The 25484-nt window shown below is 65.7% G+C and carries 21 protein-coding genes and 1 other RNA gene; 10 read left to right on the top strand and 12 right to left on the bottom strand.

The features are described 5' to 3' along the window. Positions 1 to 57 precede the first annotated feature (57 nt). Both F7R02_RS15455 and F7R02_RS15450 read right to left on the bottom strand, forming a co-directional pair. Positions 58 to 618 carry an adenine phosphoribosyltransferase gene (locus tag F7R02_RS15455; RefSeq protein WP_078588907.1) on the bottom strand — a complete coding sequence of 187 codons (561 nt, stop codon included), beginning with the start codon at positions 616 to 618 and terminating at the stop codon, positions 58 to 60. 94 nt (positions 619 to 712) lie between these two features. Next, a complete protein-coding gene (locus F7R02_RS15450; RefSeq protein ID WP_078588905.1) occupies positions 713 to 2269 on the bottom strand; it encodes a protein adenylyltransferase SelO in 1557 nt (518 codons plus the stop codon). A gap of 275 nt (positions 2270 to 2544) precedes the next feature. On the opposite strand from F7R02_RS15450, the gene F7R02_RS15445 reads away from it, so the two are divergent. Next, positions 2545 to 3420, top strand: coding sequence for an alpha/beta hydrolase (locus F7R02_RS15445; protein WP_078588903.1), 876 nt, complete (start codon positions 2545 to 2547; stop codon positions 3418 to 3420). Positions 3421 to 3627: 207 nt separating this feature from the next. Here the strand turns inward: F7R02_RS15445 and F7R02_RS15440 are convergent, their stop codons facing one another. Together F7R02_RS15440 and F7R02_RS15435 are read right to left on the bottom strand one after the other, a co-directional pair. After that, positions 3628 to 4326 carry a glutathione S-transferase family protein gene (locus tag F7R02_RS15440; RefSeq protein ID WP_078537444.1) on the bottom strand — a complete coding sequence of 233 codons (699 nt, stop codon included), beginning with the start codon at positions 4324 to 4326 and terminating at the stop codon, positions 3628 to 3630. Positions 4327 to 4498: 172 nt separating this feature from the next. Continuing rightward, positions 4499 to 4714 carry a cold-shock protein gene (locus F7R02_RS15435; RefSeq protein ID WP_005923176.1) on the bottom strand — a complete coding sequence of 72 codons (216 nt, stop codon included), beginning with the start codon at positions 4712 to 4714 and terminating at the stop codon, positions 4499 to 4501. A 554-nt stretch (positions 4715 to 5268) separates the two neighbouring features. On the opposite strand from F7R02_RS15435, the gene F7R02_RS15430 reads away from it, so the two are divergent. The 3 genes from F7R02_RS15430 (at position 5269) to F7R02_RS15420 (ending at position 9296) form a co-directional block, all read left to right on the top strand. Continuing rightward, positions 5269 to 5817 (top strand): YaeQ family protein, encoded by a 549-nt coding sequence (locus tag F7R02_RS15430; RefSeq protein ID WP_078588901.1) that lies wholly within the window; start codon positions 5269 to 5271, stop codon positions 5815 to 5817. After that, positions 5814 to 7007: a BaiN/RdsA family NAD(P)/FAD-dependent oxidoreductase gene (locus F7R02_RS15425; RefSeq protein WP_078588899.1), complete on the top strand. Its 1194-nt coding sequence runs from the start codon at positions 5814 to 5816 to the stop codon at positions 7005 to 7007. The genes F7R02_RS15430 and F7R02_RS15425 overlap by 4 nt, the downstream gene beginning before the upstream one ends. A 219-nt stretch (positions 7008 to 7226) precedes the next feature. After that, a complete protein-coding gene (locus tag F7R02_RS15420) occupies positions 7227 to 9296 on the top strand; it encodes a GGDEF/EAL domain-containing response regulator (RefSeq protein ID WP_005913050.1) in 2070 nt (689 codons plus the stop codon). Between the two features lie 100 nt (positions 9297 to 9396). Here the strand turns inward: F7R02_RS15420 and htpX are convergent, their stop codons facing one another. Beyond that, positions 9397 to 10275, bottom strand: a complete 879-nt coding sequence (htpX, locus tag F7R02_RS15415) for a protease HtpX (RefSeq protein WP_078588897.1) — start codon at positions 10273 to 10275, stop codon at positions 9397 to 9399. Between the two features lie 97 nt (positions 10276 to 10372). Between htpX and gluQRS the strand changes: the two genes are divergently transcribed. The 4 genes from gluQRS (at position 10373) to F7R02_RS15395 (ending at position 12960) form a co-directional block, all read left to right on the top strand. Next, positions 10373 to 11272 (top strand): tRNA glutamyl-Q(34) synthetase GluQRS, encoded by a 900-nt coding sequence (gene gluQRS / locus F7R02_RS15410; protein WP_078588895.1) that lies wholly within the window; start codon positions 10373 to 10375, stop codon positions 11270 to 11272. Positions 11273 to 11353: 81 nt separating this feature from the next. Beyond that, complete coding sequence (locus F7R02_RS15405) at positions 11354 to 12094, top strand: beta-ketoacyl-ACP reductase (RefSeq protein ID WP_003486018.1); 741 nt, start codon at positions 11354 to 11356, stop codon at positions 12092 to 12094. A 159-nt stretch (positions 12095 to 12253) separates the two neighbouring features. After that, positions 12254 to 12829, top strand: a complete 576-nt coding sequence (phaR, locus tag F7R02_RS15400) for a polyhydroxyalkanoate synthesis repressor PhaR (protein ID WP_003486016.1) — start codon at positions 12254 to 12256, stop codon at positions 12827 to 12829. Between the two features lie 56 nt (positions 12830 to 12885). Then, positions 12886 to 12960: non-coding RNA, sX9 sRNA (locus F7R02_RS15395), on the top strand. A 53-nt stretch (positions 12961 to 13013) separates the two neighbouring features. Here F7R02_RS15395 and F7R02_RS15390 read toward each other — a convergent pair. From F7R02_RS15390 to F7R02_RS15365, 6 genes are all read right to left on the bottom strand, one after another. Beyond that, positions 13014 to 13988: a TraB/GumN family protein gene (locus tag F7R02_RS15390; RefSeq protein WP_033483460.1), complete on the bottom strand. Its 975-nt coding sequence runs from the start codon at positions 13986 to 13988 to the stop codon at positions 13014 to 13016. Between the two features lie 33 nt (positions 13989 to 14021). After that, positions 14022 to 14957, bottom strand: a complete 936-nt coding sequence (locus tag F7R02_RS15385) for a DUF1684 domain-containing protein (RefSeq protein WP_005913042.1) — start codon at positions 14955 to 14957, stop codon at positions 14022 to 14024. Then, positions 14957 to 16834 carry a DNA mismatch repair endonuclease MutL gene (gene mutL / locus F7R02_RS15380; protein WP_078588893.1) on the bottom strand — a complete coding sequence of 626 codons (1878 nt, stop codon included), beginning with the start codon at positions 16832 to 16834 and terminating at the stop codon, positions 14957 to 14959. The genes F7R02_RS15385 and mutL overlap by 1 nt, the downstream gene beginning before the upstream one ends. Before the next feature lie 138 nt (positions 16835 to 16972). Then, a complete protein-coding gene (locus F7R02_RS15375) occupies positions 16973 to 18682 on the bottom strand; it encodes an N-acetylmuramoyl-L-alanine amidase (RefSeq protein ID WP_139370861.1) in 1710 nt (569 codons plus the stop codon). A gap of 70 nt (positions 18683 to 18752) precedes the next feature. Then, a complete protein-coding gene (tsaE, locus tag F7R02_RS15370; protein ID WP_078588888.1) occupies positions 18753 to 19253 on the bottom strand; it encodes a tRNA (adenosine(37)-N6)-threonylcarbamoyltransferase complex ATPase subunit type 1 TsaE in 501 nt (166 codons plus the stop codon). Beyond that, positions 19250 to 20737 (bottom strand): NAD(P)H-hydrate dehydratase, encoded by a 1488-nt coding sequence (locus F7R02_RS15365; RefSeq protein WP_078588886.1) that lies wholly within the window; start codon positions 20735 to 20737, stop codon positions 19250 to 19252. Before F7R02_RS15365 ends, tsaE begins: the two co-directional genes overlap by 4 nt. Positions 20738 to 20761: 24 nt before the next feature. On the opposite strand from F7R02_RS15365, the gene queG reads away from it, so the two are divergent. Together queG and xseA are read left to right on the top strand one after the other, a co-directional pair. Beyond that, on the top strand, positions 20762 to 21829 hold the full coding sequence (queG, locus tag F7R02_RS15360; RefSeq protein WP_078588884.1) for a tRNA epoxyqueuosine(34) reductase QueG: 1068 nt from the start codon (positions 20762 to 20764) through the stop codon (positions 21827 to 21829). A 144-nt stretch (positions 21830 to 21973) separates the two neighbouring features. Next, on the top strand, positions 21974 to 23311 hold the full coding sequence (gene xseA / locus F7R02_RS15355) for an exodeoxyribonuclease VII large subunit (protein ID WP_078588882.1): 1338 nt from the start codon (positions 21974 to 21976) through the stop codon (positions 23309 to 23311). A 269-nt stretch (positions 23312 to 23580) separates the two neighbouring features. Here xseA and F7R02_RS15350 read toward each other — a convergent pair whose 3' ends face one another. Beyond that, a complete protein-coding gene (locus F7R02_RS15350) occupies positions 23581 to 24843 on the bottom strand; it encodes a virulence factor (RefSeq protein WP_005923152.1) in 1263 nt (420 codons plus the stop codon). Between the last annotated feature and the right edge of the window lie 641 nt (positions 24844 to 25484).

Genomic DNA, 25484 nt, shown 5'->3' with positions numbered 1-25484 from the left:
GAGCAATCCTGGATGCAGGCGCTGCCACGCACCCAGGGTCGCTTCCAGAGCTTGGACTCAGTAAGAAAGCGTCGCCAACAGCGGTACATCGTTCGCCCATTTCTGGCGACCCTGCAGTCCCTGCAACTCCACCAGCACGGCTGCGCCAACGACTTCAAGTTCGAGTTGGGCAGCAAGTCCCAAGGCCGCACGCAGCGTGCCGCCGGTGGCCAGCACGTCGTCGACAATCAGCACGCGCGCGCCCCGCGGCAGCGCATCCTCATGCATTTCAATGCGATCGGTGCCGTATTCCAGCGCATATTCCTGGATCAGCGTGCGCCCCGGCAGCTTGCCCGGCTTGCGCACCGGTACGAAGCCGGTCCGCAGTTCGCGCGCCAGCGCCGCCCCCAGAATGAAACCGCGCGACTCGATCCCCAGCACCGCATCCAGCGGCGTGGTCCGCCACGGCTGCGCCATTTCGTCCAGCGCAGAAGCGAAATCCGGGCCATCGGACAGCAACGGAGTAATGTCCTTGAAGACGATGCCCGGCTTGGGGAAATCGACGATGTCGCGAATGCGCTCCGGCCAATGGTTGGGTCCGGAAGTATTGGTGCCGGCGCAGCGGCTGCAGTCAGTCATGAGGGCGGTGGCATGGTGGCCGGTGGGGTTGCGCCTATTCTAGGCTGCGTACGCCATCCACGCCGGATTTACGGCATACCTGCATCTGAGCGCGTCAGGAACTGCACGACAGCATCGAACACCCAGCGCGATCGCGTGCCCATTCCGGCCGCCGCGCCGCAAATGCATCGCGCCCGGGCTGATCGTCGTATGGGTGGCGCATGACCTCCAGCAACTCCTGCACCCCGGACGGGTCGCCCTGTTCGGCACGGTCGATCGCCTGCTGCGCCAGATAATTGCGCAACACATAGCGCGGGTTGGCCAGGCGCATGCGCGCGCGTCGCGCGTCCGGCGGCAGTGGATCCTGCTGCAGGCGCGCGGCGTAGCGCTGCAGCCATTGCTGCAGCTGCGGCGCATCCGCAACGCGTTTGTCTTCGTCGTAAAAGGCCTCGCGCAGCTGCGCGGGGTCCGGATGGTCGGGCGACAGGTCGATCAGGCCACGGAAGGTCAGCGTCATGTCCATCTCGGATTCGCGCATCAGTGCGCGCAGCGCGTCGATCAACTGCAGATCCTCGTCGCGACACTCTGCCAACCCCAGCTTGGCAGCGGTATCGTGCCGGTCGCACGCCAGGTAGGTATCGCGAAAACGGTCCAGCCCGTGTTGCAGCGGGGCCTGGTCGGGAAACAGCGGCGCCAGCGCCTGGGCAAGCCGGCCCAGGTTCCAGTAGGCCACTTGCGGCTGGGTGCCGAAGCGATAGCGCCGCCCCTGCGCGTCGGTGGTATTGGGCGTCCAGTCCGGGTCGTAGTCGTCGACCCAGCCATACGGGCCATAGTCGATGGTCAAACCGAGGATGGACATGTTGTCGGTATTCATCACCCCATGCACGAACCCGACCCGCATCCAGTGCGCCACCATCACTGCGGTGCGCTCGCAGACCTGCGCAAACCAGCCGGCGTAGAGCGCCTCGCCGGCACCGGCCAACGCCGGGAAATCGCGGACGATGGTGAAATCCACCCACTGCCGCAGCAAGGCGATATCGCCGCGTGCGCTGGGCAATTCGAAGTTGCCGAAGCGGATGAACGAGGGCGCCACCCGGCATACGATCGCGCCCGGCTCGCGTTGCGGGTGGCCGTCGTAGAACATGTCGCGCACCACCGCATCGCCGGTGCCGACCAGGCTCAAGGCACGCGTGGTCGGCACGCCCAGATGATGCATGGCCTCGCTGCACAGGAATTCGCGGATCGACGAGCGCAACACGGCGCGCCCATCGGCGCCGCGCGAATACGGCGTCGGGCCGGCGCCCTTGAGTTGCAATTCGTAGCGACCGCCGTCGGTTCCGATCGCCTCACCTAGCGAGATCGCCCGCCCGTCGCCAAGCTGCCCGGCCCAGTGCCCGAATTGGTGCCCACCGTAGTTGACCGCCCAAGGCTGCATTCCCGGGTACAGCGCATTGCCGCCGAACACCTGGGCGAACTGCGCACTGGCGATCTCGGCCGCATCCAGGCCCAGCACCTGCGCCATCTCCGCCGAATGCGCGATCAGGGACGGAGCAGCGACCGGCGTCGGCAGGACTGCTGACCAAGCAGCGCTCACCTCGCGCCGGCGCGAACCCTCTTTCGGGTCGCCAGGCAGCTGTTGACGCAGACGATTATCGAAGCGCAGGTGTGTCATGCCGGCAAGCCTAGGCCACCGGCAGTGAACCTGGCATGGGCGATACCGCATCCGGCGCTGCCCGCGCACCGTATCTTCATTCGATTGGCGTGTGCCGAGCGGGCTCGTCCTGCACATGCTTGCGACGTGCGATAGCCGCTAATAGCCGCCGGCTGCAGATCGGATGCGAACCAGATAGCGGCGAACGTTGCCGGCTCGCCACAGTCTCGTCTGCACTTGCCAGCCTGTTGCGTCCGTACCTGATACCCCTTCCCGCCCACCTAACGATATTGCCCATGCCCTCGCGCGCTTCCCGCTGGTTCCGTCCTGCCATCCTGTTGCTCGGTTCGTTGACCATGACGGCCTGCAGCAGCGTCTTCTTTGGGGGCATCAATGCTGCATCCGGCCGATCGGGCATCGTCGAGCATCGCGACCAGGTGTTCGATCCCGCACACGGCCTGGCGCTGGATGTCTACCAGCCGCGCGGTGCAGTCGACGCGCCAATGGTGGTGTTCTTCTACGGCGGCACCTGGAAGCGCGGTTCACGCGCCAACTATCGCTGGGTGGGCCGCGCACTTGCGCGCCAGGGCGTGGTGGCGATGGTGGCCGATTACCGCAAATATCCGCAGGTCGGGTTGCATGGGTTCATGTCCGACGCGGCGGGCGCCACCGCTTGGAGCTACCGCCATGCGCACGAGTACGGCGGCAACCCGAACCGGCTCGCGGTAATGGGCCATTCGGCAGGCGCGCATATGGCCGCGTTGCTTGGCACCGATGCCCGCTGGCTGCAGGCGCAGGGCCTCAAACCCCACCAGCTGTGCAGCGTGGTGGGCCTGGCCGGGCCATACGACTTCATGCCGATGACCGATCCCGAATTGGTCGAAATCTTCGGCGATGCGCCGGCAGCGCAACGGCAATCGCAACCGGTGCGCTACGTCGGTGGCGACGAACCGCCCATGTTGCTGCTGCATGGCGATGCCGACCGCGTGGTCGAACTACAAAACAGCATCTCGCTGCAGCAGGCGCTCAAGCGCGAAGGCGGCAGCGCCGAACTGAAGGTCTACCCGGGCATGGGCCATCTCGGCATCCTGCTGGCGCTGCGCAAATCTCCCGAGCGCTCGCAGGTGCTGAGCGATACGCTGCAGTTTGTGCGCCAGTGCCGGGCGCCTTGAGCCGCAATCCGCCCTGACGTGATTGAGTGCCTGCCGCGAACGACTGGCTACCCGGCGATGCGGACGTCGGTATCGCTGGGTAGCCAGTCGGATCCGGGATGAGCGAATGCATCGCGATGAGAGCCGGTATGTCGTAGCGGCAGGCGGCGGGCGAAACACAGTCCCGCCCACCTTCGCTCGCATCCCGCTCCCTGCTCCCCGATACCATCACTTGACCGGCTTGCTTCCCATCAGTTCGAACGGGCCGCCCTTCTTCAGCGCAGCCTGATACGCCGGACGCGCCTGGATCCGTTCCAGAAACGCGTGCAGACGCGGGTATTTCTCCAGACCGCCGCCGCGTGCAGCAGCGGCCTGTACCGGGAAGCTCATCTGGATGTCGGCGGCGGTAAAGCGTTCGCCAGCGAACCAGTTGCCGGCCTGCAACGACTGCTCCATCCAGTTCAGATGCAAGGTGAGCTGCGGCCCGACGAAGCCCGACATCGCCTTGTCCACGATCGCACGCGCGATGGGCTTGGCGAAGAACGGCATCGGCGCGCTGCGGATGCGACCGAAGATCAGCGTCATCAGCAACGGTGGCATCGCCGAGCCTTCGGCGTAATGCATCCAATAGCGGAACTGCAGGCGCTCGGGCGAATCCAGCGGCCGCGGCGACGGCGACAGTGCGCACTCGGTGTCGTAGCGCTCGGTCAGGTATTCCAGGATCGCCCCCGACTCGGCCACCACCAGATCGCCATCGACGAGCACCGGCGACTTGCCCAGCGGATGGATCGCGCGCAGCGCCGGTGGCGCCAGCATGGTCTTGGGGTCGCGCTCATGGCGCACAATTTGATAAGGCAGCGCCAGTTCTTCCAGCAGCCACAGCACGCGCTGGGAACGGGAATTATTGAGATGGTGAACAGTGATCATGAGATGGCTGCGCGCGGAAAGCGCACATCCTACCGATCCAGGCGTCGTCGCTGTGCGCAAGCAGCGCCAGGTAAACGCTCCAGCGAGGCTAACCGCCTGTCTTGCAGGCAATAAAAAACGCCAGTCGCTTGCGCAACCGGCGTTTTTGGCAACCCTACGGTTGCAGACGGACTTAGACCGCCTGCACCTGGTCAGCCTGCATGCCCTTCTGGCCCTGCACGGCGACGAAGGTGACCTTCTGGCCTTCCTGCAGCGACTTGAAGCCGGTGCCCTGGATGGCACGGAAGTGCACGAACAGGTCCGGGCCGCTTTCCGGGGTGATGAAGCCGAAGCCCTTGGCATCGTTGAACCACTTCACGGTACCGCTCTGACGTGATGCGTCTGACATTTTACTAACTCCTGAACTATTGATGGATAAATCGCAGCGTCCGAAAAGCCGGAGCTGAGACTGAGTTGCAGGCGTTGGTAAAGCGGAACGATGAAGCGAGATCTGTAACGATCCGGCTGCACCAGGCCACGATTCACGGTGACCCTTGCAAACACAGTGCGTGCACAGTACTCGTGTTTTCTGCAAAAAGCGACACCCTGCGTCAAATCTTTTACAGTCGGGTCCAATCCGACGGTCTGTCGGGACTGCCCCCATCCCAATTGGCCGGATGACAACGCCTGGCGCCCCCACAACTGCGCAGATCATGGGGGGCGTCACCGACACCTGCCCGGCCGTAGTCCGCGATGTCCTGGCCCGCGCCTCAGCGCCTGTCGCCCCGCCGTGACCCTTGCGGCCAACGCCCTCTGAGCCAGGCCCTCCCCGCCCATGGTCCTACTACCAACCGGGTGTCAGCCGGCCCAGACACGGCCGACGACGCACTCCCGCCAGACGCGGCGACAACCGGCGCATGAACCGGGCGCGTATCATGAGCGCCCTTTGCAACCGGCATCCAGATGGCCCTCACCGCCACCGTCCGCAGGGCGGAACTTCAGATCAGCGACATGGACCGCGGCTATTACGCCAACCATTCGCTGACCCTGGCCCAGCACCCTTCCGAGACCGACGAGCGCCTGATGGTGCGGCTGCTGGCGTTCGCGCTGTTTGCCGACGACCGTCTGGAATTCGGCCGTGGCCTGAGTAACGACGACGAGCCGGACCTATGGCGCCGCGACTACACCGGCGATCCGGATCTGTGGATCGACCTCGGCCAGCCTGACGAAAGCCGCGTGCGCAAGGCCTGCAATCGCTCGCGCGAGGCGGTAGTGATCGGCTACGGCGGCCAGGCCACCGAAACCTGGTGGAAGAAACACGCCAACGCCATGGGCCGGTACCGCAATCTGCGCGTGATTGAGCTCGACTCGCAGGCCACCGAAGCGCTTGGCGCACTGATCCAGCGCGGCATGCGTTTCGCCGTGATCATTCAGGACGGCGAAGTGCAGATGCTGGCCGACCACGGCAGCGTCACCCTGACCCCGATGGTGCGGCAAGCCCCGGCCGAATGAGCATGCGTTGCGACGTGCTGGTCATCGGCGCCGGCGCTGCCGGACTGATGAGCGCCCTTACTGCCGGCCAGCGCGGCCGCAAGGTGCTGGTGATCGATCATGCCAACAAGGTCGGCAAGAAGATCCTGATGTCCGGTGGCGGGCGTTGCAATTTCACCAACACCGGCACCACCCCTGGCAACTTCATTTCGGCCAATCGGCATTTCTGCAAATCCGCACTGGCGCGCTACAGCCCGGCGGATTTTGTAGAGATGGTCCAACGTCATGCCATCGCCTATCACGAGAAAGAGCTGGGCCAGTTGTTCTGCGACATCTCCTCCAAGCAGATCGTGCGCATGCTGCTGGACGAATGCGATGCGGCCGGCGCGCAGATCCGCACCCAGTGCGATGTGCTGTCGGTCCAGCGCGGCAGCGAGGGCTTCGAGGTCCAGACCAGCCAGGGAGGCGTGCAGGCGCAGTCGTTGATCGTGGCAACCGGGGGGCTGTCGATCCCCAGCATGGGGGCCAGCGGCTTCGGCTATACCTTGGCCAAGCAGTTTGGCCATGCGCTAGTGCCCACCCGCGCCGGGCTGGTGCCACTCACGCTGAGCGGCACGCATCAGGAGCGTCTGCAAGCGTTGTCCGGGCTGGCGTTGCCGGTCCAGGCGCAGTGCAATGGGGTCAGCTTTCGCAATTTCATGCTGCTCACCCATCGCGGGGTCAGCGGCCCGGCGATCCTGCAGATTTCCTCGTATTGGCAGCCGGGCGACGACTTGCGGCTGGATCTGCTGCCCGGTCGCGATGCAGCGACATGGCTGCGCGAACAAAAGCAGCAACGCGGCGCCACCGAGCTGCGCAACGTGCTGGCCGACGTGCTGGCCGACGTGCTGCCGAAACGGTTTGCACAACGCTTGTGCGAGATATGGCTGCCAGACAAGCCGGTGCGGCAGCTGGATCCGCCGCAGCTGAAAGCCGCCGCCGACCTGCTCGGCAGCTTTCCGCTGATCGCCAGCGGCACCGAAGGCTACCGGACGGCTGAAGTCACCCTGGGCGGGGTCGATACCCACCAAGTCTCCAGTGCGACCATGGAGTCGCGTCTAGTGGCGGGCCTGTACTTCGTCGGTGAGGTGCTGGATGTCACAGGCTGGCTGGGCGGTTACAACTTCCAGTGGGCGTGGGCGTCCGGCCATGCAGCGGGGAGCGTGGCGTAACGCCGATGGCGAGGAGTTGCTGGTCGCCCACCGATCACGTCAGGCGCCTTGAACGCGCGGTCGCGGCATGGGCAGCACGCGGTGAAAACGGTCGATGCTCCCGCAAGGCACTTCCACCGTAAATATTGCTCTACGTCTCACACTTGATGCGGCATGCTCCACACACATGGACGTGCCAAACCCCTTCGTGTATTAAAGCCCGTCTCTAGGGAGCCGCGCATGCAAAAAGGCAAAGATCTCACCCTCCGCCTGATGATCGTCGACGACAGCGTGGAGAGTGCAGAGACCATCGTCACCGCGCTGCGCAATGGCGGCATTGCGGTGCGTCCATCGCGACCGCAAAGCCAGGAGGAACTGGCCAGCATGCTGTCGGGCCAGATCGATCTGGCCATCCTGGGTCAGGCGCAGCAGATCCCCATGAGCGCCTTGCAGACCCAGATTGCAGGCAGCGGCAAGGACATCCCGATCCTCTTGCTGGCCGAGCGGATCGAAGAGAACGCTCTGGTCGAGGCCGCTTCGCACGGGGTGCGCGCCATCGCATTGCGCCACCGCCCCGCACACTTGCTTGCATTGGTGCGCTCGGAATGGGACGACCTGCAGGCCCGCCGTGGACTGCGCCGCATCGAAGCACAGATGCGCGAGACCGAGCGCCGCTGCGACGCACTCATCGCGTCCTCGCGCGACCCGATCGCCTACGTGCATGAAGGCATGCATATCCGCGCCAACGATGCCTATCTGGAAATGTTCGGCTTCGAGTCGTTCGACGATGTCGAAGGCATCTCGCTGCTGGACATGATCGCCGCGCAGTACGTCGACGATTTCAAACAGCTGCTCAAGGCGATGTCCAAGGGCGAGCCGCCGCCGGCGCAGTACAAGCTCGATGCACGCCGCGTGGAAGGCGACACCTTCCCGGCCACGATGGAGTTCGCCACCGCCACCTATGAAGGCGAGCCATGCATCCAGGTGGTGTTCCGGCGCCGCGAGGAGTTCGACCCGGAACTGGCGCGCGAGGTCGAAGACTTGCGCCAGCGCGACCAGGTCACCGGCCTGCTCAATCGCCCCACCTTCATGGTGGCGCTGGAACAGGCCGTGGCACAGGCCGGCCGCAGCGAGGGCCAATCCGGCTTCCTGTTGATCGAGCCGGATCACTACGCACGCATCCTGCCGGAGTTCGGGCTGGATTCGGCCGATGCGCTGATTGCTGCGCTCGCCGCGCACGTGGCGAGCGTACTGGACGACAGCGTGTTGGCCGCGCGCTTCGGCGAACACAGTTTCGCCCTGCTGTTGAACGGAAATTACGCGCGCACGCATGCGCTGGCGGAAACCGTGCGCAATGCGTTCGCGCAGCATGTGTTCAGCGTGGGGACGCGCTCGGCCACGGTGACGGTCAGCATCGGCGGCGTGCAGATCGGCGAGAAGATCGCCAGCATCGGCCAGGTACTCAATCGCGGCACCGAGGCGGTGCGCACCACTGCCGAGCTCGGTGGCAACGCGGTCAGCATCTACGATCCGGCTGCGGCGGATCGGGCCGAGGAAGAACGCATCGAACGCTGGGTCGAGCAGTTGCGCGAAGCGCTGGTCGGCGACGGTTTCCTGCTGCATTACCAGCCGGTGCTCAACCTGCAAGGCGAGCCGCTGGAGTTGTATCAGGCCTTCCTGCGCCTGGAACGCAATGGCGAAATGATGTCGCCGAACGCGTTCATGGCCATTGCCGAAGAGCACGACCTGGTCACCGAAATCGATCGCTGGGTGGTGGCGCGGGCAATCCGGCAACTGGGCGAACGCCAGCGTGCCGGGCACAAGACCCACCTGCTGGTGCGCATCGGGCCGAACTCGTTCTCGGACCCGCAGATGATCGACACCATCCGCGAGCAATTGGCGGTCTACGGCGTTCCCGGTGAACGGCTGTGGCTGCAGACGCCGGAGTCGAAGGTGTTTACGCACCTGCGCAACGCGCAGCAGTTCCTGGCGGCGGTGTCGGCGATGGATTGCAAGGTCGGGCTGGAGCAATTCGGCTCGGGCCTGGACTCCTTCCAGTTGCTGGCGCATTTCCACCCGGCCTTCCTCAAACTGGATCGTGGCATCACCGGCGACATCGCCTCGGCGCGGGACAGCCAGGAAAAGATTCGCGAAATCACCTCGCGCGCGCAACCGGCCGGCATTCTGACAATGGCCGAATTCGTCGCCGATGCGCAGTCGATGAGCAGCTTCTTCAGTGCCGGAGTGGACTACGTCCAGGGCGATTTCGTCGCACCGACCGGGCCGTTGATGAATTATGAGTTCGGCTGAAAGCCTGCAGCGCCCGCTCGTTCGCACCATCGCTGGGCAACAAAAAACCCGCATTGCGCGGGTTTTTTGTTGCCTGCCAGGCAGCCATACACTCGGCAACTTACCTGGCGCTAACGCTGGCCGTGCGCAGCGCAGCGATGCGTTCTGTGAGCGGCGGATGGCTCAGGAACAGGCGGCGCAAGCCCTCGCCCACCCCGCCGGAGATGCCGAACGCCTGCACTTGCGAGGGCAAGGTGTTCTGGCCATGGTTGAGCGACAGCCGCTCCAGTGCGGCGATCATCTTGCTGCGGCCGGCCAGCTGCGCGCCACCGGCATCGGCGCGGAATTCGCGGCGTCGCGAGAACCACATCGCAATCATGGTCGCGAACAGGCCAAATACCATCTCCAACGCAAACACGATGATGTAGTACGCAAAGCCACGACCGCCTTCGCGGTTGCCCGACAAGGCGCTGTCAATGATGCCGCCGACCACGCGGGCGAGCACGATCACGAAGGTATTGAGTACGCCCTGCAGCAGCGCCATGGTGACCATGTCGCCATTGGCAACGTGGGCGATCTCGTGGCCAAGCACCGCCTCGGCTTCATCCTGGTCCATGTTCTGCAGCAGGCCGTTGGACACCGCCACAAGGGCGTTGTTGCGGTTGGCGCCGGTGGCGAACGCGTTGATTTCCGGGCCCTCGTAGACCGCCACTTCCGGCATGCCGATGCCGGCAGCCTGGGCCTGACGGCGCACGGTCTCCAGCAACCAGCGTTCGGTCGGCGTGCGCGGCTCGGTGATGACCTGCGCACCGGTGCTGCGCTTGGCCATGAACTTGGACAGCAGCAAGGAAATGAACGAGCCGCCGAAACCGAAGATGGCGGCCATCACCAACAGGCTACTCATCTGCGCGGGATTGACGCCAAGCAACGACATGACGATGCCGGCGAGCATCAGCACCGCAAGATTGGTCAGCAGGAACAGGAAAATGCGGTTGAACATGGCGCGATGGCTCCACGGATGCGGGGTGAACTGTTGCGGATCTGCGGGTGTTGCGGCTTGAAATCAAGCAAGCACCTGACCGACGATTCAGCTGCCCATGCCTTCGCCCCCTTATCTCGGCCGCTTCGCGCCCTCGCCCACCGGCCCCCTGCACTTCGGCTCCCTGCTGGCTGCATTCGGCAGCTGGCTGCTGGCCCGGCATGCCGGTGGGCAGTGGTGCGTGCGCATCGAAGACATCGATCCGCCGCGTGCCGAGTCCGGTGCCTGCGAACGTCAGCTGCGCACGCTGGCCGCATTCGGGCTGCACTCGGACCTGCCGGTAATTCGGCAGTCCGAGCGCGATGCGGCCTACACCGCGGCAATCACCCGGCTGCTGCAGACCGGCCAGGCATTCGAATGCAGCTGCAGCCGTGCCGATCTGGCCGGCATGGGCGGCATCCACCACGCCTGCGTTGCGCCGCTGGGCGAGCGCCGTGCGGTGCGCCTGCGGGTGCCGCCGCAACCACCGGTCGGCTTCGACGACGCCTTACAAGGCCCGGTACTGCAGGATGTCTACGCCGAGGTGGGCGATGTGGTGTTGCGCCGCGCCGATGGGTATTGGGCGTACCAACTGGCGGTGGTGGTGGACGATGCCGCGCAGGGCATCACCGACGTGGTGCGCGGCGCCGACCTGCTCGACTCCACCCCGCGCCAGATGGTGCTGCAGCGCGCACTGGGCCTGCCGCAGCCGCGCTACTTGCACCTGCCGCTGATGCTGGATCGTGACGGCCGCAAGCTATCCAAGTCACACGATGCACCCGCGCTGGACGAGGCCGATCCACTGCCGGCCCTGCACGCCGCGTGGGCGGCCCTCGGCCAACAGTCCGACGCGCTGCCGCGGCATGCGGCCGTGGAAACCGTGCTGCAGCACGCCGTGCAGCATTTTTCGCCACGGCTGCTTCCGCGCCAACGCGAGCTGGACCTCGATGAGCGCGCATCCGGCCTCCAGCGTGACTAGAATTGCGGCCCAGCACCGGCATCCGGGCGCAGCACCCCGCGCCCCAATCGCCCTCAGCCTCACTTGTTGATTGGAGTCGTCATGACATCTCGCGTCGCATTGGTCACCGGCGGCACCGGCGGTATCGGTACTGCCATCTGCAAGCGCCTGGCCGACCAGGGCCACCGGGTCGCCAGCAACTTCCGCAACGAAGAAAAGGCACGTCACTGGCAGCAGCGCATGCAGGCGCAGGGGTATGCATTCGCCCTGTTTCGCGGCGATGTCGCCTCCTCCGAGCATGCGCGCGCGCTGGTGGAAGACGTCGAATCCTCGCTGGGGCCGATCGAAGTATTGGTCAACAACGCCGGCATCACCCGCGACACCACCTTCCACCGCATGAGTGCCGAGCAGTGGCACGAGGTCATCAACACCAACCTCAATTCGGTCTTCAACGTGACCCGCCCGGTGATCGAGGGCATGCGTAAACGCGGCTGGGGTCGGGTGATCCAGATCAGCTCGATCAACGGGCTCAAGGGCCAGTATGGCCAGGCCAACTACGCCGCCGCCAAGGCTGGCATGCACGGCTTCACCATTTCGCTGGCACGGGAAAACGCGGCATTCGGGGTCACCGTCAACACGGTCTCGCCCGGTTATGTGGCCACCGACATGGTGATGGCGGTCCCGGAGGAAGTGCGCGCCAAGATCGTGGCCGATATCCCCACCGGACGCCTAGGCCGTCCGGAAGAGATCGCCTACGCGGTGGCCTTTCTGGTTGCGGAAGAGGCTGCCTGGATCACCGGATCGAATCTGGACATCAACGGCGGCCACCACATGGGCTGGTAATGTTTGCTGCAACTTTGCGGTGCAGCATGGATTTTCCTCAAAAACCATGCTGCGCAACATTTTTAAGGTGTCCGCTTAAGCAAATAAGGCGTTTTGGCTGTTGCAAGCGCTGCTGCGGTGCGCCATCCTGCGCGCACTATCAGTGTGGGTGAACGTTCCATGGCCGGACTTCGCATCATCAAGAAGTATCCCAATCGCCGTCTCTACGACACGGAAATCTCCAGCTACATCACCATCGAAGATGTGCGCCAGTTGATCATCGATGGCGAAGAATTCGAAGTACGCGACGCCAAGAGCGGCGAGGACCTCAGCCGCGCAGTGCTGCTGCAAATCATCGCCGACCGCGAGCAGGACGGCGAGCCGATGCTCTCCACCCAGTTGCTAAGCCAGATCATCCGGTTTTACGGCGATTCGCTGCAGGGCTTCATGGGTAATTACCTGGAGCGCAGCATGCAGGTATTCCTGGATCAGCAGCAGCAGTTCCGTCAGCAGATGGGTAACCTGCTCGGGCAGACCCCGTGGGCGATGATGAACCAATTGACTGAGCGCAACCTGGAGTTGTGGCAGGAGTTCCAGCGCAACTTCGGCGCCGGCTTCGGTCGTCCAGGTGGTCCTGGCGCGCCGCCGAACCCACCCGGCGCGGGCGGCCTGGGCAGCGGCCCGATGGGAACCGGCACGCATGGCTCGGCCGGTGGCAATCACGGCACGACCGGCAAAGCCCGCAACCGCGGCTGAGAGCGCCCACATCATTGCGCAGCCGCAAGGCAGATGCGGCCGGTGCCGGAATCCTCATGTGCTACTCGTACACTCCGGTTCCGCTGCGCGGGCAATGCCAGCTGACGGCTGGTCGCTCTGTGGTGTCGACCCTTCCAAACATCGAACGCTGCGCCAGGAGCATCACGCTCCCAGGCGCAGCCACTCAGTGGCTGGCCTGCGTTGTGCAGGCCGAGCAGATGCGCTCCACGTGGTAGCCGCGAACACGCAGACGCTCCACTACCCCGTCATTGCCTAGTAAATGCAGCGCACCGACCACCACCAGCGTGGTCCCGCTGCCTTTGCCGAGCCGCTGTTCCAGCCGCGGCACCCAGCGCGCATTGCGCTCGACGTTGATGTCCTGATACAGCGCCGGATACTGGCGGCGCATGTCGTCGGCCATCTGCGTGGACAGCGTATGCACATCGCCATTGCGCCAGGCTGCATGCAGCTGGCGTAGCTGGTCGGAGGCATCGGCCTCGTCCAGCGATTCTTCCAGCAACTGATGCTGCTCGGTCGGCGACATGCCATCGAGCAAGGCGATTTGCTCGGCGGCGCGTTCCAGGCCGTCGGCCGGTTTGCCGCGCGCCTGCGCCTGTTCCATCAGGTAATGGTCCAGCCCCGCGTTCGGGTCCATGCCTTGCCGGGTCATCTCCGCCAGGCTGATCGTCAGCGCCACGAACCAGGGCTCGAGCGGCTGCAGGCTCGCCAGCGACATGCCGTACTTGCGCGCGTAGGCGCTCAGCGCCTGCCAAGTCTTCGCATCCAGCGTGTCTTGCAGCGTACGCCCGTCGGTGCGCCGCGCCGCCTGCAACATGCGACCGGCCAGCTCGGGCGATTGCGCATCGTCAGGCGGCAACTCGAACAGCAGGCGGTCGGCCCTGGCGAAGGCCTGCATCACATCCGGCGATAGCGGATAGTCGCTGGGCTTGAGCACATGAAACGAGCCCAGCAGATACAGCGTGCCACCCTTGCCATCGACCTTCCACAGCAGCGGCACCGGCGGGCCCGCCGGCGCGTCGCCGGCACCGCGCGCCCACACCGGCACGAGCGCCCCGCTCCACAAGGCCAGGCCGAGCAGCGCGCCGCCGCACCAGGCGGCAACCCGTTGGCGTTTCGACGTCGTCCGTCGCCCGGTCAAGAGGCTTCTCCGCGCGTGTGAATGTCGCGCATGTCAGTGCGGCACCTTGTAGGCCTTCTCGCCTGCCGACACCGCCAGATCGATGCGGTTTTCCGGTGGCGGCAGTGGACAGGTGGCGAACGGAGTGAACGCGCATGGCGGGTTGTAGGCGCGGTTGAAATCGACCATCACATGTCCCGAGGCATCGGGCACGTCCAGATCGAGAAAACGTCCGGCCGGATAGCTGCCGTGGCCGCTGGTACGGTCGGCGAATACCACGAACATCGCCCTGCCTGGCTCGCCGATGGTTTCCAAGCGGAAGGTCTTGCCGTCGCGTTCGAACTCGATCGCGCCCGCGTTCGGCTGCTCGCTGCTGATCCCGACGATGTCGACGATCGGGATGGTCTTGCCCACAGCGTTGGGCACGTAGCGGGCGTTGATGCGCCAGGACGCATCCAAGGGCCAATAGTCCAGGCCAGCGAAGTGCGTGCGCGAACTCGCGTCGGCATGCTTGACCCGTAGCGCATACCGGTCGCCGCGATGGATCAGGCTCAACACGCCCTTGCCGTCGTCGAAATGGATCAGGGTGGGCTGCGGATCGCGGTCGGACTGGAAGCGGATCCGGCTGGTCAGCGGCTTGCCATCGAGGGTCAGCGCCGCACCACGCTCGGGCACGAACCAGACCGCGTTGTTCTCGGTGGACACCATGCCCATCTTCGGCGGGCCTACCGCGAGTTTGATACCGCTGTCGGCGCTGCTGCCGATGTAATGCGCCTTCAGCGACAGCCAGTGCAAGCCGACCAGGCTGGTCCAGCCATCGGGCGCGCGCAGTTCTTTCAGCCGCGCTTCGCGCCAGGCGGCGGTGTCGGCAAGAAATGTCTTGTCGAGTGCGACCGGCGCAGCCGGCGGTGGTGCATCGCGCCCGCACCCGACCAATATTGCCGCCACCAACATGCCGAGCAGCCAGCCCTTCCCCCTGTGCACTGCCATCAACGCCCCCTCAAAAACCAACGATCGATATCGCTCAGCGTAAACCGCGCCCAGGTCGGTCGGCCATGGTTGCATTGGCCCGAGCGTTCGGTGGCTTCCATATCGCGCAGCAACGCGTTCATTTCGGGCACGGTGAGGCGGCGGTTGGCGCGCACCGCGCCGTGGCACGCCATGGTGGAGAGCAGATCGTCGCGTGCGCTGGCGATGCGGCGGCTTTGACCATGCTCGCGCAGATCGCCCAGCACATCGCGCAGCAGCGCCTCCGGTTCGGCATTGGCCAGCAGCGCGGGAATGCTGCGCACGTGCAGCGACTGCGGGCCGGCGCGGGTGATCTCGAAGCCCAGCGTGGCCAACGTCTCCGCTTCGCGCTCGGCGGTGTCGGCTTCGCGCTCGCCTACTGCCAGCGTCATCGGCACCAGCAGCGGTTGCGCGTGCAGGCCGATGCTGTCATGCGCATGTTTGAGCCGCTCATAGCCGATGCGCTCGTGCGCCGCGTGCATGTCGACCACGATCAAGCCTTCGGCGTTCTCGGCCAGGATGTAGATGCCGTGCAACTGCGCGATGGCATAACCGAGCGGCGGCACACCGCTGTCTTGCGCAGTTGCCGGCAATCCGGTGCCGGCCATGTTCGGCATGCCTGCCGATTGCTGCGCGCTGCTCGGCGGTGGTGCATACAGCGCGCTGTAGGCGGCGCGCGCCTCGTCCACACGCAGCCCCAGCGGCGTTTGCGAAGGCGTCCAGCTGGCGTAGCTGTAAGCGCCACCGCTGCCAATGGATGCACCGCCATTACCAGGAACGCCGCCACTGGCGATGCCGCCCATTCCGCCAGACGTGGCGGCCGTGTAGCCGCTGCCGTCGCCGCCGATGCTGTTCGGCGTCGCGCCGGCGCGGGTGTGCGCCAAGGCATCCTGCAAGGTGCGATAGACGAAATCGTGGATCAGCCGCGCTTCGCGGAAGCGCACCTCGTGTTTGGCCGGATGCACATTGACGTCCACACGTGCCGGGTCCAGCTCCAGAAACAGCACATACGCCGGCTGGCGGCCATGGAACAGCACATCGCCGTAGGCCATTTTCACCGCATGCGCCACGCTGCGGTCTCTGACCGAACGGCCGTTGACGTAGAGGTATTGCTGATCGGTGCTGGCACGCGAGTAATGCGGTTGCGCAACCCAGCCGTGCAGGCGCAGACCGGCGCCGCTGTGGTCCACGCGTAGGGCCTGGCGCGCAAAATCGTCGCCGAGCGTTTCGCCCAGCCGCGCATCCGAATACAGATCGCCCGGCTTGTAACGCCGCGACGGCTTGCCGTTGTGCGAGACGCGCAATTCGACATCCGGCCGCGCCAGCGCCAGCGAACGCAACCACTCTTCGATGTGGCCGAGTTCGGTGCGTTCGGCACGCAGGAATTTGCGCCGTGCCGGCACATTGAAGAACAGTTCGCGCACTTCGACCGTGGTGCCTGGCGCATGCGCGCGCGGCACCACCTCGCCCAGGCGGCCGCCGTCGATTTCCAGTGCGGAGCCGTGTTCTGCGTCGTGGCGGCGCGAGGTCAGGGTAAAGCGACTGACCGAGGCGATCGACGGCAAGGCTTCGCCGCGAAAGCCTAGCGTGGCGACAGTCTCCAGGTCGTCCAGCGAAACGATCTTGCTCGTGGCATGCCGCGAGACTGCCAGCGGCAGTTCGTCCGGGGTGATGCCGCCACCGTTGTCGCGGATACGGATCAGCCGGACGCCGCCCTCTTCGAGCTCGATATCCACGCGCGTGGCACCGGCATCGAGTGCATTTTCGACCAGTTCCTTGACAACCGATGCGGGCCGCTCGACAACTTCGCCGGCAGCGATCTGGTTGATCAAAATCTCGGGCAACTGGCGGATCGCCATCAGCGCACGCTCCAGTACGGCACGCGCGAAACGCGGTAGATCGGCGGTGTGACAGACAAGACGGACATCGGCACGGCAATCCGGCGGCGCGCAGACGCCGTTATCTAAGGAATCAGTGCGGAATGATAGCCGAGCGGGTCAGCGGCTGCCGCCGGCCACGGTGCCGACTGCATCGGCTTCGGCCTGCGCACGCGCGGCGAACAAGGTGCCTGGCGGCGGTTGGCGGGTAAAGAAGGTATCGATGCCGTCCAGCACGGCGCTGGCAATCCTGCGCTGGTAAGCCGGATCGATCAGGCGACGTTCTTCATCCGGATTGGAGATAAAGGCAGTTTCGACCAGCATCGCCGGCATGTCGGAGGTCCGCAGCACCGCGAAGTTGGCGCGTTCCAATTGCGGCTTGTGATTGTTGCCGATGCGCTTGAGCCCACCCAATACATGGCCAGCGGCATCTTCGGAGGCCTTCATGTGGCCGCTCTGCGCCAGGTCCAACAACACGTTGGCCAGGGTGCTTTCGGTTTGCTGCAGACGCACGCCGCCAACCAGATCGGCGGCGTTTTCCTTGTCGGCCAGCCAGCGCGCCCGTTGCGACGAGGCTCCCTTGGTCGACAGTACGTACACGGAGGAGCCCGTGGCGCTGCGGTTTTCGGCGGCGTCGGCATGGATGGAAATGAAGATGTCGGCCTTGGCAGCGCGGGCTTTCTGCGCACGCATCGGCAATGGAATGAACACGTCGGTATCGCGCGTCAGATAGGCCTTCATGCCTGGCGTGGCGTTGACCTGGCGTGCCAGTTCACGACCCACCGCCAGGGTGACGTCTTTCTCGCGCTTACCGGTGGGCCCCATGGCGCCCGGGTCCTGGCCGCCGTGGCCTGGGTCGATCGCCACGACCAATGGCCGCATGCCCGGTGCCATCTTGATCCGCGAGGCTTCGCTGGGCAGTACCGGACGCGGCGGCAGGTCGTCGTCGCCTGCGGCAGCCACCACGCCCGAAGCACTATTGGGGGCAATTGCTCCGGCATTACCGGACGTTGCACCCATCGGTGCGCTGCCGCCATTCAAGATCGCAGCTGCAGCTGCGCTACTGCCCGCCACCACTGCGCCAGACGGTACGGCAGCGGCGGCCCCGGCGGCACGGTTCGGCGTGTTGCCGGCAACGCCAGTTGGCGCTGGCGCACCGGTGGTCGCGGAGGTGGCAGGCCGAGGTGTCGGCACACCGGTGGCGATGGTGGTCGGTACCGGGGCCTGAGTGACAGTGGGCATCGCCGATGCCGGCACAGACGGGGCAGGCGGCGGCGTCGACGGCTGGGGCGGCGGCACCGACGAGGCACGTTGCGCAGATGCGGCCAAGGCTGCAGTCGCGCGTGCCGCTTCGGCCTGTGCATTGAGCGGGCGCGGCGCCGGGGCTGCCGTCGGTGTAGCCGCAGCAACTGCGGAGGCCGCCGCCGGCGTCGGATCGCCGGGCCATTCGATCACCAATGTCGACGCGCTGCCCAGCGTCTGCATCTGCGGTTTCAGCGGGGTCACCGGCGTTGCCAGTTCGAACACCACACGGAACGTGCCAGGCACCGGCTGACCGGTGCGCACCGAGGTCACCAATCCGGCAGCAGCCGGCAGCTTGAGACCGCGCACGCCCGAGGATTCTGGAAAATCCACGACCAGGCGCGTCGGGTTCGCCAGCGACAGCGTTTTGAAGCCGCCGCTGCCGGCCAGTTGAATTTCCGCACGGGTCCCGGTGGCTCCGGTACTGACGCCGACCCCCTTGATTTCGCCGCCCCAGGCAGCAACAACCGCCAGGCTCAAGCTGGCGGTCAGGGCGGAAAGACAGAAGTTGCGGATCCCCGGTGTCATGGCGCTGGATTCAAGCATCCAACTGCGTGAATTGCAAGGCAATTTCCCTTAATAATCCATAACCTGGCGTTCATTCTTCTCGTGAGGCGGCAAAAAGGACCTGCAACTGGGGTTGCCGTGACAGTCTGTCCATCCAGGCATGCCCGATCGCACTTCGGCCCAGCAACCGAACGCTGCGGCCTTCGCCGGCCACGGCCAGTTCAACGTCCAGATCGACCGGCGGCAGCACGCCAGCACCGCGCTCCGGCCATTCGACCAGCCACAAGCTAGCACTGCCCTCGTCGAGCCCGAGAAAGTCCAGCTCTCCTGCATGGCCAATGCGGTAGAGGTCCAGATGCCAGGCTTCATCGCCAGTACTCAGCGGATAGCGTTCGACCAACGTGTAGGTGGGGCTGCGAATCGGCCCGGCGACACCGAGTGCGCGCAGCAGCGCGCGCGAGAGCGTGGACTTGCCCGCGCCCAGGTCGCCATGCAACTGCACCACCGCGCTGACCGGTCGCGCTGCGGCCAGCGCTTGGCCCAGGGTCTCGGTGGCCTGCACGTCGTGCAGTTGTCCGTTGAGGTCGATCATGCGATGGCTCCAGCATTGGCAAGGCGGCGCAGCTCGGGAAGCAGGTCGGTGGGCAACAGGCCGCGCTCGCCTGCGTGCGCGGCCGCATCGCCGGCACATGCGTGCAGCAAGGCGCCAAGACTGGCGGCATCGAATGGCGAGAAGCCCTGCGCCAGCAATGCCGCGATGACGCCGGTCAACAGATCGCCCATGCCGCCGACCGCCATGCCGGGATTGCCTGCGTCGATGATGCGCGGCAAGTTACTTGGCGACGCGACCACGGTGCCGGCGCCCTTGAGTACGACCACTGCGTCGTAGCGTGTTGCAAGTGCAGCAGCAGCGGCCGGACGATCGCGCTGAATCTGTCGGGTCGACAGGCCCAGCAGACGCCCGGCCTCGCCCGGGTGCGGCGTCAAGACGCGCGGACCATGCACTGGAACGTCGTTGGCGGCCAGCAGATTCAGCCCATCGGCATCGAGCACCACCGCCGTAGCGGCGCCCAGCGCTGCGCGCCACAATGCCTGCGCCCAGTCGTCCTGCCCTAACCCGGGCCCGAGCGCAACCGCATCCGCCGCCTCGGCCAGAGTGGCGATGTCGTCATCGGCCTGCACGGCACGCGCCATCGCTTCGGGGCAGCGCGCCAGCAGCGGCGTGACATGCTCGGCGCGCGTTGCGACCTGCACCAACCCGGCGCCGCTGCGCAACGCCGCTTCGGCGGTCAGCATGATCGCGCCGCCGCTGCCGAGATTGCCGCCCACGCACAGCACCCGCCCGGATTGGCCCTTGTGCGTGTTGCGGCGACGCGGGCGCAATTGCGCCGCCAGGGCATCGCTGTTCCAACTGTGTGCGACTGGCGTGAGCCCGTCGAATGCTGAAACCGGCACCTCCAGCGAAGCCACTTCACGCTCGCCGGCATGTTCCAGCGCATCACCGGTGTAGAGTCCCAGATGCGGCACGATGAACTGCAAGGTCCGCGCTGCGCGTACCGCCGCACCGAAAGCCCCCCCATGGTCGGCATCGATGCCGCTGGGCACATCCAGTGCAAACACCGGCACGCCCGCCGCGTTGATGGCGTCGATCAAGGCGGCGGTCGCATCGTCCGGTGCGCGATTCAGGCCGATGCCGAACAGCGCATCGACGATTACATCCGCCTGTCCCAGCGGATACGGAAACAATTCGATTGCACCACCGACGGCGAGGTAGTCGGTACAGGCGCGCTGCGCCAGGTCCGAGCCCGGGCCGTGTTCGGGCAGGTGCACCACGCGGACCTGACGCCCTGCGCGGTGTGCCAGGCGCGCCAGCACATAGCCGTCGCCCCCATTGTTGCCGGTGCCGCATACCACCACGAGGCGGCGCGCCTGCGGCCAGCGTTCCAGCAACCACTGCCAGGCCGCCTGCCCGGCGCGTTGCATCAGGGTGTAGCCGTCGCCGCCAAGCAGCGTGGTGGCCTGCGCATCGAGCGTGCGCGCGGCGGCAGTGTCGTAAAGAGCGAGCGGTGCGTACATGCCGGGAATTCTATACTTGTCGCCATGTCTGCCGTTCTTGCCCGCCCCGACCCTGCCGATGCCGCTGCGCGCATTCGCGTGCTTGCGCGCGAAGCCGGCTTTCAACGCTGCGGCATTACCGGCATTGAGCTGGGCGAGGACGAGGTGCATCTGCGCAGCTGGCTGGAAGAAGGCCTGTACGGCACCATGCACTGGATGGCCCAGCACGGCGACAAACGCTCGCGCCCGCAAGAATTAGTGCCCGGCACCCTGCGCGTGTTGTCGGTCGGCATGGATTACGGCCGCAAGGACGACACCGAGGCCTGGAGCACCTTGCGCGACGGCAGCCGCGCCTATGTAGCGCGCTATGCGCTGGGGCGCGATTACCACAAGCTGATGCGCAACCGGCTGCAGAAGCTGGCCGAGCGCATCCAGGGCGAAATTGGCGCATTCGGTTTCCGCGTGTTCGTCGACTCGGCGCCGGTGCTGGAGCGCGCGTTAGCACGCAATGCCGGCCTGGGCTGGATCGGCAAGCACACCTGCCTGATCGATCGCAACGGCGGCTCGTGGTTCTTTCTCGGCGAGATCTACCTCGACCTGCCACTGCCGATCGACACGCCCGCCACCGCGCATTGCGGCACCTGCACGCGCTGCATCGATATCTGCCCGACCCAAGCCATCATCGCGCCCTACCGGCTGGATGCGCGCCGCTGCATCGCATACCTCACCATCGAACACGACGGCGCAATTCCCGAAGACATGCTCAAGCCGATCGGCAACCGCATCTTCGGCTGCGACGACTGCCAACTGATCTGTCCCTGGAACAAGTTCGCCAAGCGCACCGACGAAGCCGATTTCCGCGCCCGCAACGACCTGGACGTGGCCACGCTGCCGCAACTGTTCGCCTGGAATGAGGACGAGTTCCTGCGCCGCACCGAGGGCAGCCCGATCCGCCGCAGCGGATACGAGCGTTGGCTGCGCAACATTGCCGTGGGCCTGGGTAATGCGCCTGGTACGCCAGAAGTGCTGGCCGCACTGGAAGCACGTCGCTACGACGACTCGGCACTGGTGCGCGAACACGTTGGCTGGGCGCTGGCGCAACACGGTCTTTGACCGGCACAGGCCACGTGTGAGCGCGTTGCGCATGCGGCAGCTGCAACCTGCACGTGCACGCGTTGGCCAACGCTGCGGCTCTGTTGCCATCGGCGTTCGCCGGCCCATCACCCATCACAGTCGTCGCTACGGGATAATGCAGCGATGGCCGACCGCAACGAACAGATCCTCACTCCCAGCCAGCTCAATTCGCTGGCGCGCGACCTGCTGGAAGGCGGTTTCCCGCTGGTGTGGGTGGAAGCCGAACTGAGCAGCGTCACCCGGCCGGCGTCGGGACATCTGTATTTCACGCTCAAGGACGCGCGCGCGCAGATCCGCTGCGCGATGTTCAAGCCCAAGAGCACCTGGCTGAAATTCCAGCCGCGCGAAGGCCTGCGCGTGCTCGCGCGCGGGCGCCTGACCCTGTACGAAGCGCGCGGCGACTATCAGCTGGTGCTCGACCATATGGAAGAAGCCGGCGAAGGCGCCTTGCGTCGCGCCTTCGACGAACTGCGCGCGCGCCTTGCCGCCGAAGGCCTGTTCGATGCCGAGCGCAAGCAGGCACTGCCTGCGCATGTGCAGCGGCTGGCGGTGATCACCTCGCCCAGCGGCGCGGCGGTGCGCGATGTGCTCAGCGTGCTGGCGCGGCGTTTTCCGCTGCTCGAAGTGGACCTGCTGCCTTCGCTGGTGCAAGGCGACAGCGCTGCGGCACAGATCACCTCACTGCTGCAACGCGCCGATGCCTCCCGGCGCTACGACGTTATCCTGATCACCCGCGGTGGCGGCTCGCTGGAAGATCTGTGGGCCTTCAACGACGAACGCCTGGCGCGCGCGATCGCCGCCGCGCAGACCCCGGTGGTATCTGCAGTCGGCCACGAGACCGACTTCAGCCTCAGCGATTTCGTCGCCGACGTCCGCGCACCCACGCCCTCGGTCGCGGCCGAATTGCTGGTGCCCGATCAACGCGAGCTGGTCGCGCGCGTGCGGCGTGCGCAGGCACGCATGACCCAACTGCAGCAACACGCCTTGGGCAATGCCATGCAACGCGCAGACCGGCTGGCCCTGCGGCTGCGTGCGCAGAGCCCGCAGGCGCGCTTGCAACTGCTCCATCGCCGCCAGGAAGACGCCGGTCGCCAGCTGCGTGCGCACATGATGCACGTGCTCGAACGCTTGCAGGCGCGCGTACAGCGTGGGCAGGCACAGCTGCAATCGCACAACCCGCAACGCCATCTGGCCGGCTTGCAGCAACGCCTGCGGGCGCTGCATCCGCAGGCGGCGATGCAACGTCGCCTGCAGCATGATCAGCTGCAACTCCGTAGCATTGCACGCTCGCTGGAAGCGGTCAGCCCGCTGGCCACAGTCGCACGCGGCTACGCCATCGTGACCCGTCCTGCCAATGGCAGCGTGGTGCGCAGCGCTGCCGAGGTGGTCACGGGCGAACGCCTGCGCGCGCAGCTGGCCGATGGCAGTATCGAGGTGCGAGTGGAGTCTGGCGAAAGCTGACCGCAAGCCATGCGCGACACCGTGGTTCCTGCAGCAATGCCGGCGCTCCAGCGCTGACATGAACTCTTCGAAGGTGCCCATTCCACGGGGCGCCGGAGAGTGCCTTCGAAGCACGCCACGGGGTCGGGCGAATCCGGGATTTCGCTGAAGCAGGGCCGCCAGTCGCGCTTCAGCGTCGAGCACCTTCGCATGGTGGAAGGTGGTCAGTGGCGATCATTGCTTGTCGCTCTAGAACACGTTACGCAACGCTTTGCGGGTTGCAAGCGGCATTAGGAGCGGCTCGCCGTCTCCGCGATCGGCGTCTGCGCTGCATGCTGCCAGCCCTGCATCAGCAGATTGGCCAGCACCACCGGATCGTGGTCGAAGTGATGCCCACCGGGGCGCGCCAGCACCTGCACGCCGCGTGCGCGCAGCTCCGGACACAGCGTGTCCTTTTCTTCGTCGCCGTAGATGCATTGCAGGCGGTGCGCGTCCAGCGCCTGGATGGCCGGCTCCACATCGCGCTCGGCGTCGTTATGCCAGCCCAGCCAGCCACCCACGCGCACCTTGAAGTCAGCCTCGTGTCCCAGGCCGAGCAGGCTGACGAACTGCACCGAGGCGCGTTGCTGCGGCGACAGTTCTGGATAGGCGAACGGCAACACATCGGCACCGAACGAATACCCCACCAGGGCGACGTGCTGGATATGCCAGCGCTGGCGATAGCTGGCAATCACCCGATCCAGATCCGCACCAACCTGCTGCGGCGTGCGGCTGCCCCAGAAGTAGCGCAGGCTATTCCAGCCCACCACCGACACGCCCTGTTGCTGCAGCTGCGCGGCAATGCCTTTATCCAGTTCGCGCCAGCCGCCATCGCCGGATAGCATCACCACCAGACGGTCGCTGCCGGGCGCGTGCATCTCCACCAGCGGCAAATCGCCCAGGCCTTGCGACTGCGCAGCCAGGAAGTGCCCGCGTGTGGCCGCTGCGATCTGCATCGGGCTGGATGCGTCGGCCAGATCGTCCAGGAAGCCCTGACTGGCATTGGGCAGATCGCGCGAGCACGCCAGGCCAGGATCCTTGGTGCCGGCGTCGGCAACCACCGCACCGCCCAGCACGTCGGGCGCGGCCGAGGCCACTGCCTGGCGCGCCAGCACCGCGCCATCGCCCTGCCCCACCAACACCGGCGGCAGGAACGCATCGACATGTTCGGCGCGCAACAATTTCTTGCCCAGTCGCTCGGCATCGTCGGCCAGCGAACTGCAGGCGGCTTGGTGCGAGCGCACACGTTCGCGATAGTTGGCGGTGTCGACCACTGCCACCAGCGCGCCATCGTTGCTCAGCATGTCGGCCAGCTTCTGGCTGTCTTGAGGATGATCGCCGTCGGGCAGCAGGATCACCATCGCCTTGGGCGTGCCCTCCGGGCGGATAACTTCGACCGAGCCGTAATGCCCAGCCGTATTACTGTCCTGCAGATGCCGCGCCACGGCATAGCCGCTGCCGCCGATCAGCAAGATCGCAATCACCCAACGAAACATTTTGATCCCCATGCCCATGACGGCAGTCCCTGGTTAGCGGTTGCGATTTGACCACAGCAGACACGACCGATTTCACCGCGATTAGACACGGCGTTCGTTGCTGTTAAGTCATCTGAACCCTACCTTGCACAAAACGCATGATCGGGGCAGCGCGTGCCCTGCGGGCGCCCGCGGCACGGCTGACGGCCGGGAATTGCCGCCTCGGAAACTTCCGCACTCAGCGGTCGTCCTGGGAACGTTGCTGGATGGACATGGGGGATCCAGGCGCAGTCCGCGCGCACTCGATCACCAAGGGCACTTGCGCGACTGCAGCGCAGTTCTGGCAATCCTCCCGCGTCGTGCAAGAGAGATGCCTAGCTCGTCCAGCCGCGCCCCGCCCGGCCGACTTTGTCGGAGCGAACACGCCCCCGCCGAGACCTCCCCAGGTCGCAGGGCCGATCCGAAAGCGTTCGCGGCGACAGCGACGGCAAGCCGAAGGCAGCAGTCGCGCAGGACGCGATCGACGCGCCCATCCGCTGCCGGTCGTCGCTAGGGAAGCTCTGAACAACGCACCACAGATACGCGACACTACCCGCCTCATCATGTAGAGGATCATCTATGCAGCTGACGTTCGGTGACGCTGAGGGCCTGGGCAAGCGCAAGCAGACCCGGCGCGAGAT

It is taken from the genome of Xanthomonas cissicola (assembly GCF_008801575.1).
Taxonomy (GTDB): domain Bacteria; phylum Pseudomonadota; class Gammaproteobacteria; order Xanthomonadales; family Xanthomonadaceae; genus Xanthomonas; species Xanthomonas cissicola.
Note: the sequence above shows the minus strand (reverse complement) of the source record. Positions and strands in the feature narration are given on the sequence as shown.

Bases quoted from the DNA above. Each gene is read 5' to 3' on its own strand.
- F7R02_RS15455 (WP_078588907.1), bottom strand. From the start codon at position 618: ATGACTGACTGCAGCCGCTGCGCCGGCACCAATACTTCCGGACCCAAC.
- F7R02_RS15450 (WP_078588905.1), bottom strand. From the start codon at position 2,269: ATGACACACCTGCGCTTCGATAATCGTCTGCGTCAACAGCTGCCTGGC.
- F7R02_RS15445 (WP_078588903.1), top strand. From the start codon at position 2,545: ATGCCCTCGCGCGCTTCCCGCTGGTTCCGTCCTGCCATCCTGTTGCTC.
- F7R02_RS15440 (WP_078537444.1), bottom strand. From the start codon at position 4,326: ATGATCACTGTTCACCATCTCAATAATTCCCGTTCCCAGCGCGTGCTG.
- F7R02_RS15435 (WP_005923176.1), bottom strand. From the start codon at position 4,714: ATGTCAGACGCATCACGTCAGAGCGGTACCGTGAAGTGGTTCAACGAT.
- F7R02_RS15430 (WP_078588901.1), top strand. From the start codon at position 5,269: ATGGCCCTCACCGCCACCGTCCGCAGGGCGGAACTTCAGATCAGCGAC.
- F7R02_RS15425 (WP_078588899.1), top strand. From the start codon at position 5,814: ATGAGCATGCGTTGCGACGTGCTGGTCATCGGCGCCGGCGCTGCCGGA.
- F7R02_RS15420 (WP_005913050.1), top strand. From the start codon at position 7,227: ATGCAAAAAGGCAAAGATCTCACCCTCCGCCTGATGATCGTCGACGAC.
- htpX (WP_078588897.1), bottom strand. From the start codon at position 10,275: ATGTTCAACCGCATTTTCCTGTTCCTGCTGACCAATCTTGCGGTGCTG.
- gluQRS (WP_078588895.1), top strand. From the start codon at position 10,373: ATGCCTTCGCCCCCTTATCTCGGCCGCTTCGCGCCCTCGCCCACCGGC.
- F7R02_RS15405 (WP_003486018.1), top strand. From the start codon at position 11,354: ATGACATCTCGCGTCGCATTGGTCACCGGCGGCACCGGCGGTATCGGT.
- phaR (WP_003486016.1), top strand. From the start codon at position 12,254: ATGGCCGGACTTCGCATCATCAAGAAGTATCCCAATCGCCGTCTCTAC.
- F7R02_RS15385 (WP_005913042.1), bottom strand. From the start codon at position 14,957: ATGGCAGTGCACAGGGGGAAGGGCTGGCTGCTCGGCATGTTGGTGGCG.
- mutL (WP_078588893.1), bottom strand. From the start codon at position 16,834: ATGGCGATCCGCCAGTTGCCCGAGATTTTGATCAACCAGATCGCTGCC.
- F7R02_RS15375 (WP_139370861.1), bottom strand. From the start codon at position 18,682: ATGACACCGGGGATCCGCAACTTCTGTCTTTCCGCCCTGACCGCCAGC.
- tsaE (WP_078588888.1), bottom strand. From the start codon at position 19,253: ATGATCGACCTCAACGGACAACTGCACGACGTGCAGGCCACCGAGACC.
- F7R02_RS15365 (WP_078588886.1), bottom strand. From the start codon at position 20,737: ATGTACGCACCGCTCGCTCTTTACGACACTGCCGCCGCGCGCACGCTC.
- queG (WP_078588884.1), top strand. From the start codon at position 20,762: ATGTCTGCCGTTCTTGCCCGCCCCGACCCTGCCGATGCCGCTGCGCGC.
- xseA (WP_078588882.1), top strand. From the start codon at position 21,974: ATGGCCGACCGCAACGAACAGATCCTCACTCCCAGCCAGCTCAATTCG.
- F7R02_RS15350 (WP_005923152.1), bottom strand. From the start codon at position 24,843: ATGGGCATGGGGATCAAAATGTTTCGTTGGGTGATTGCGATCTTGCTG.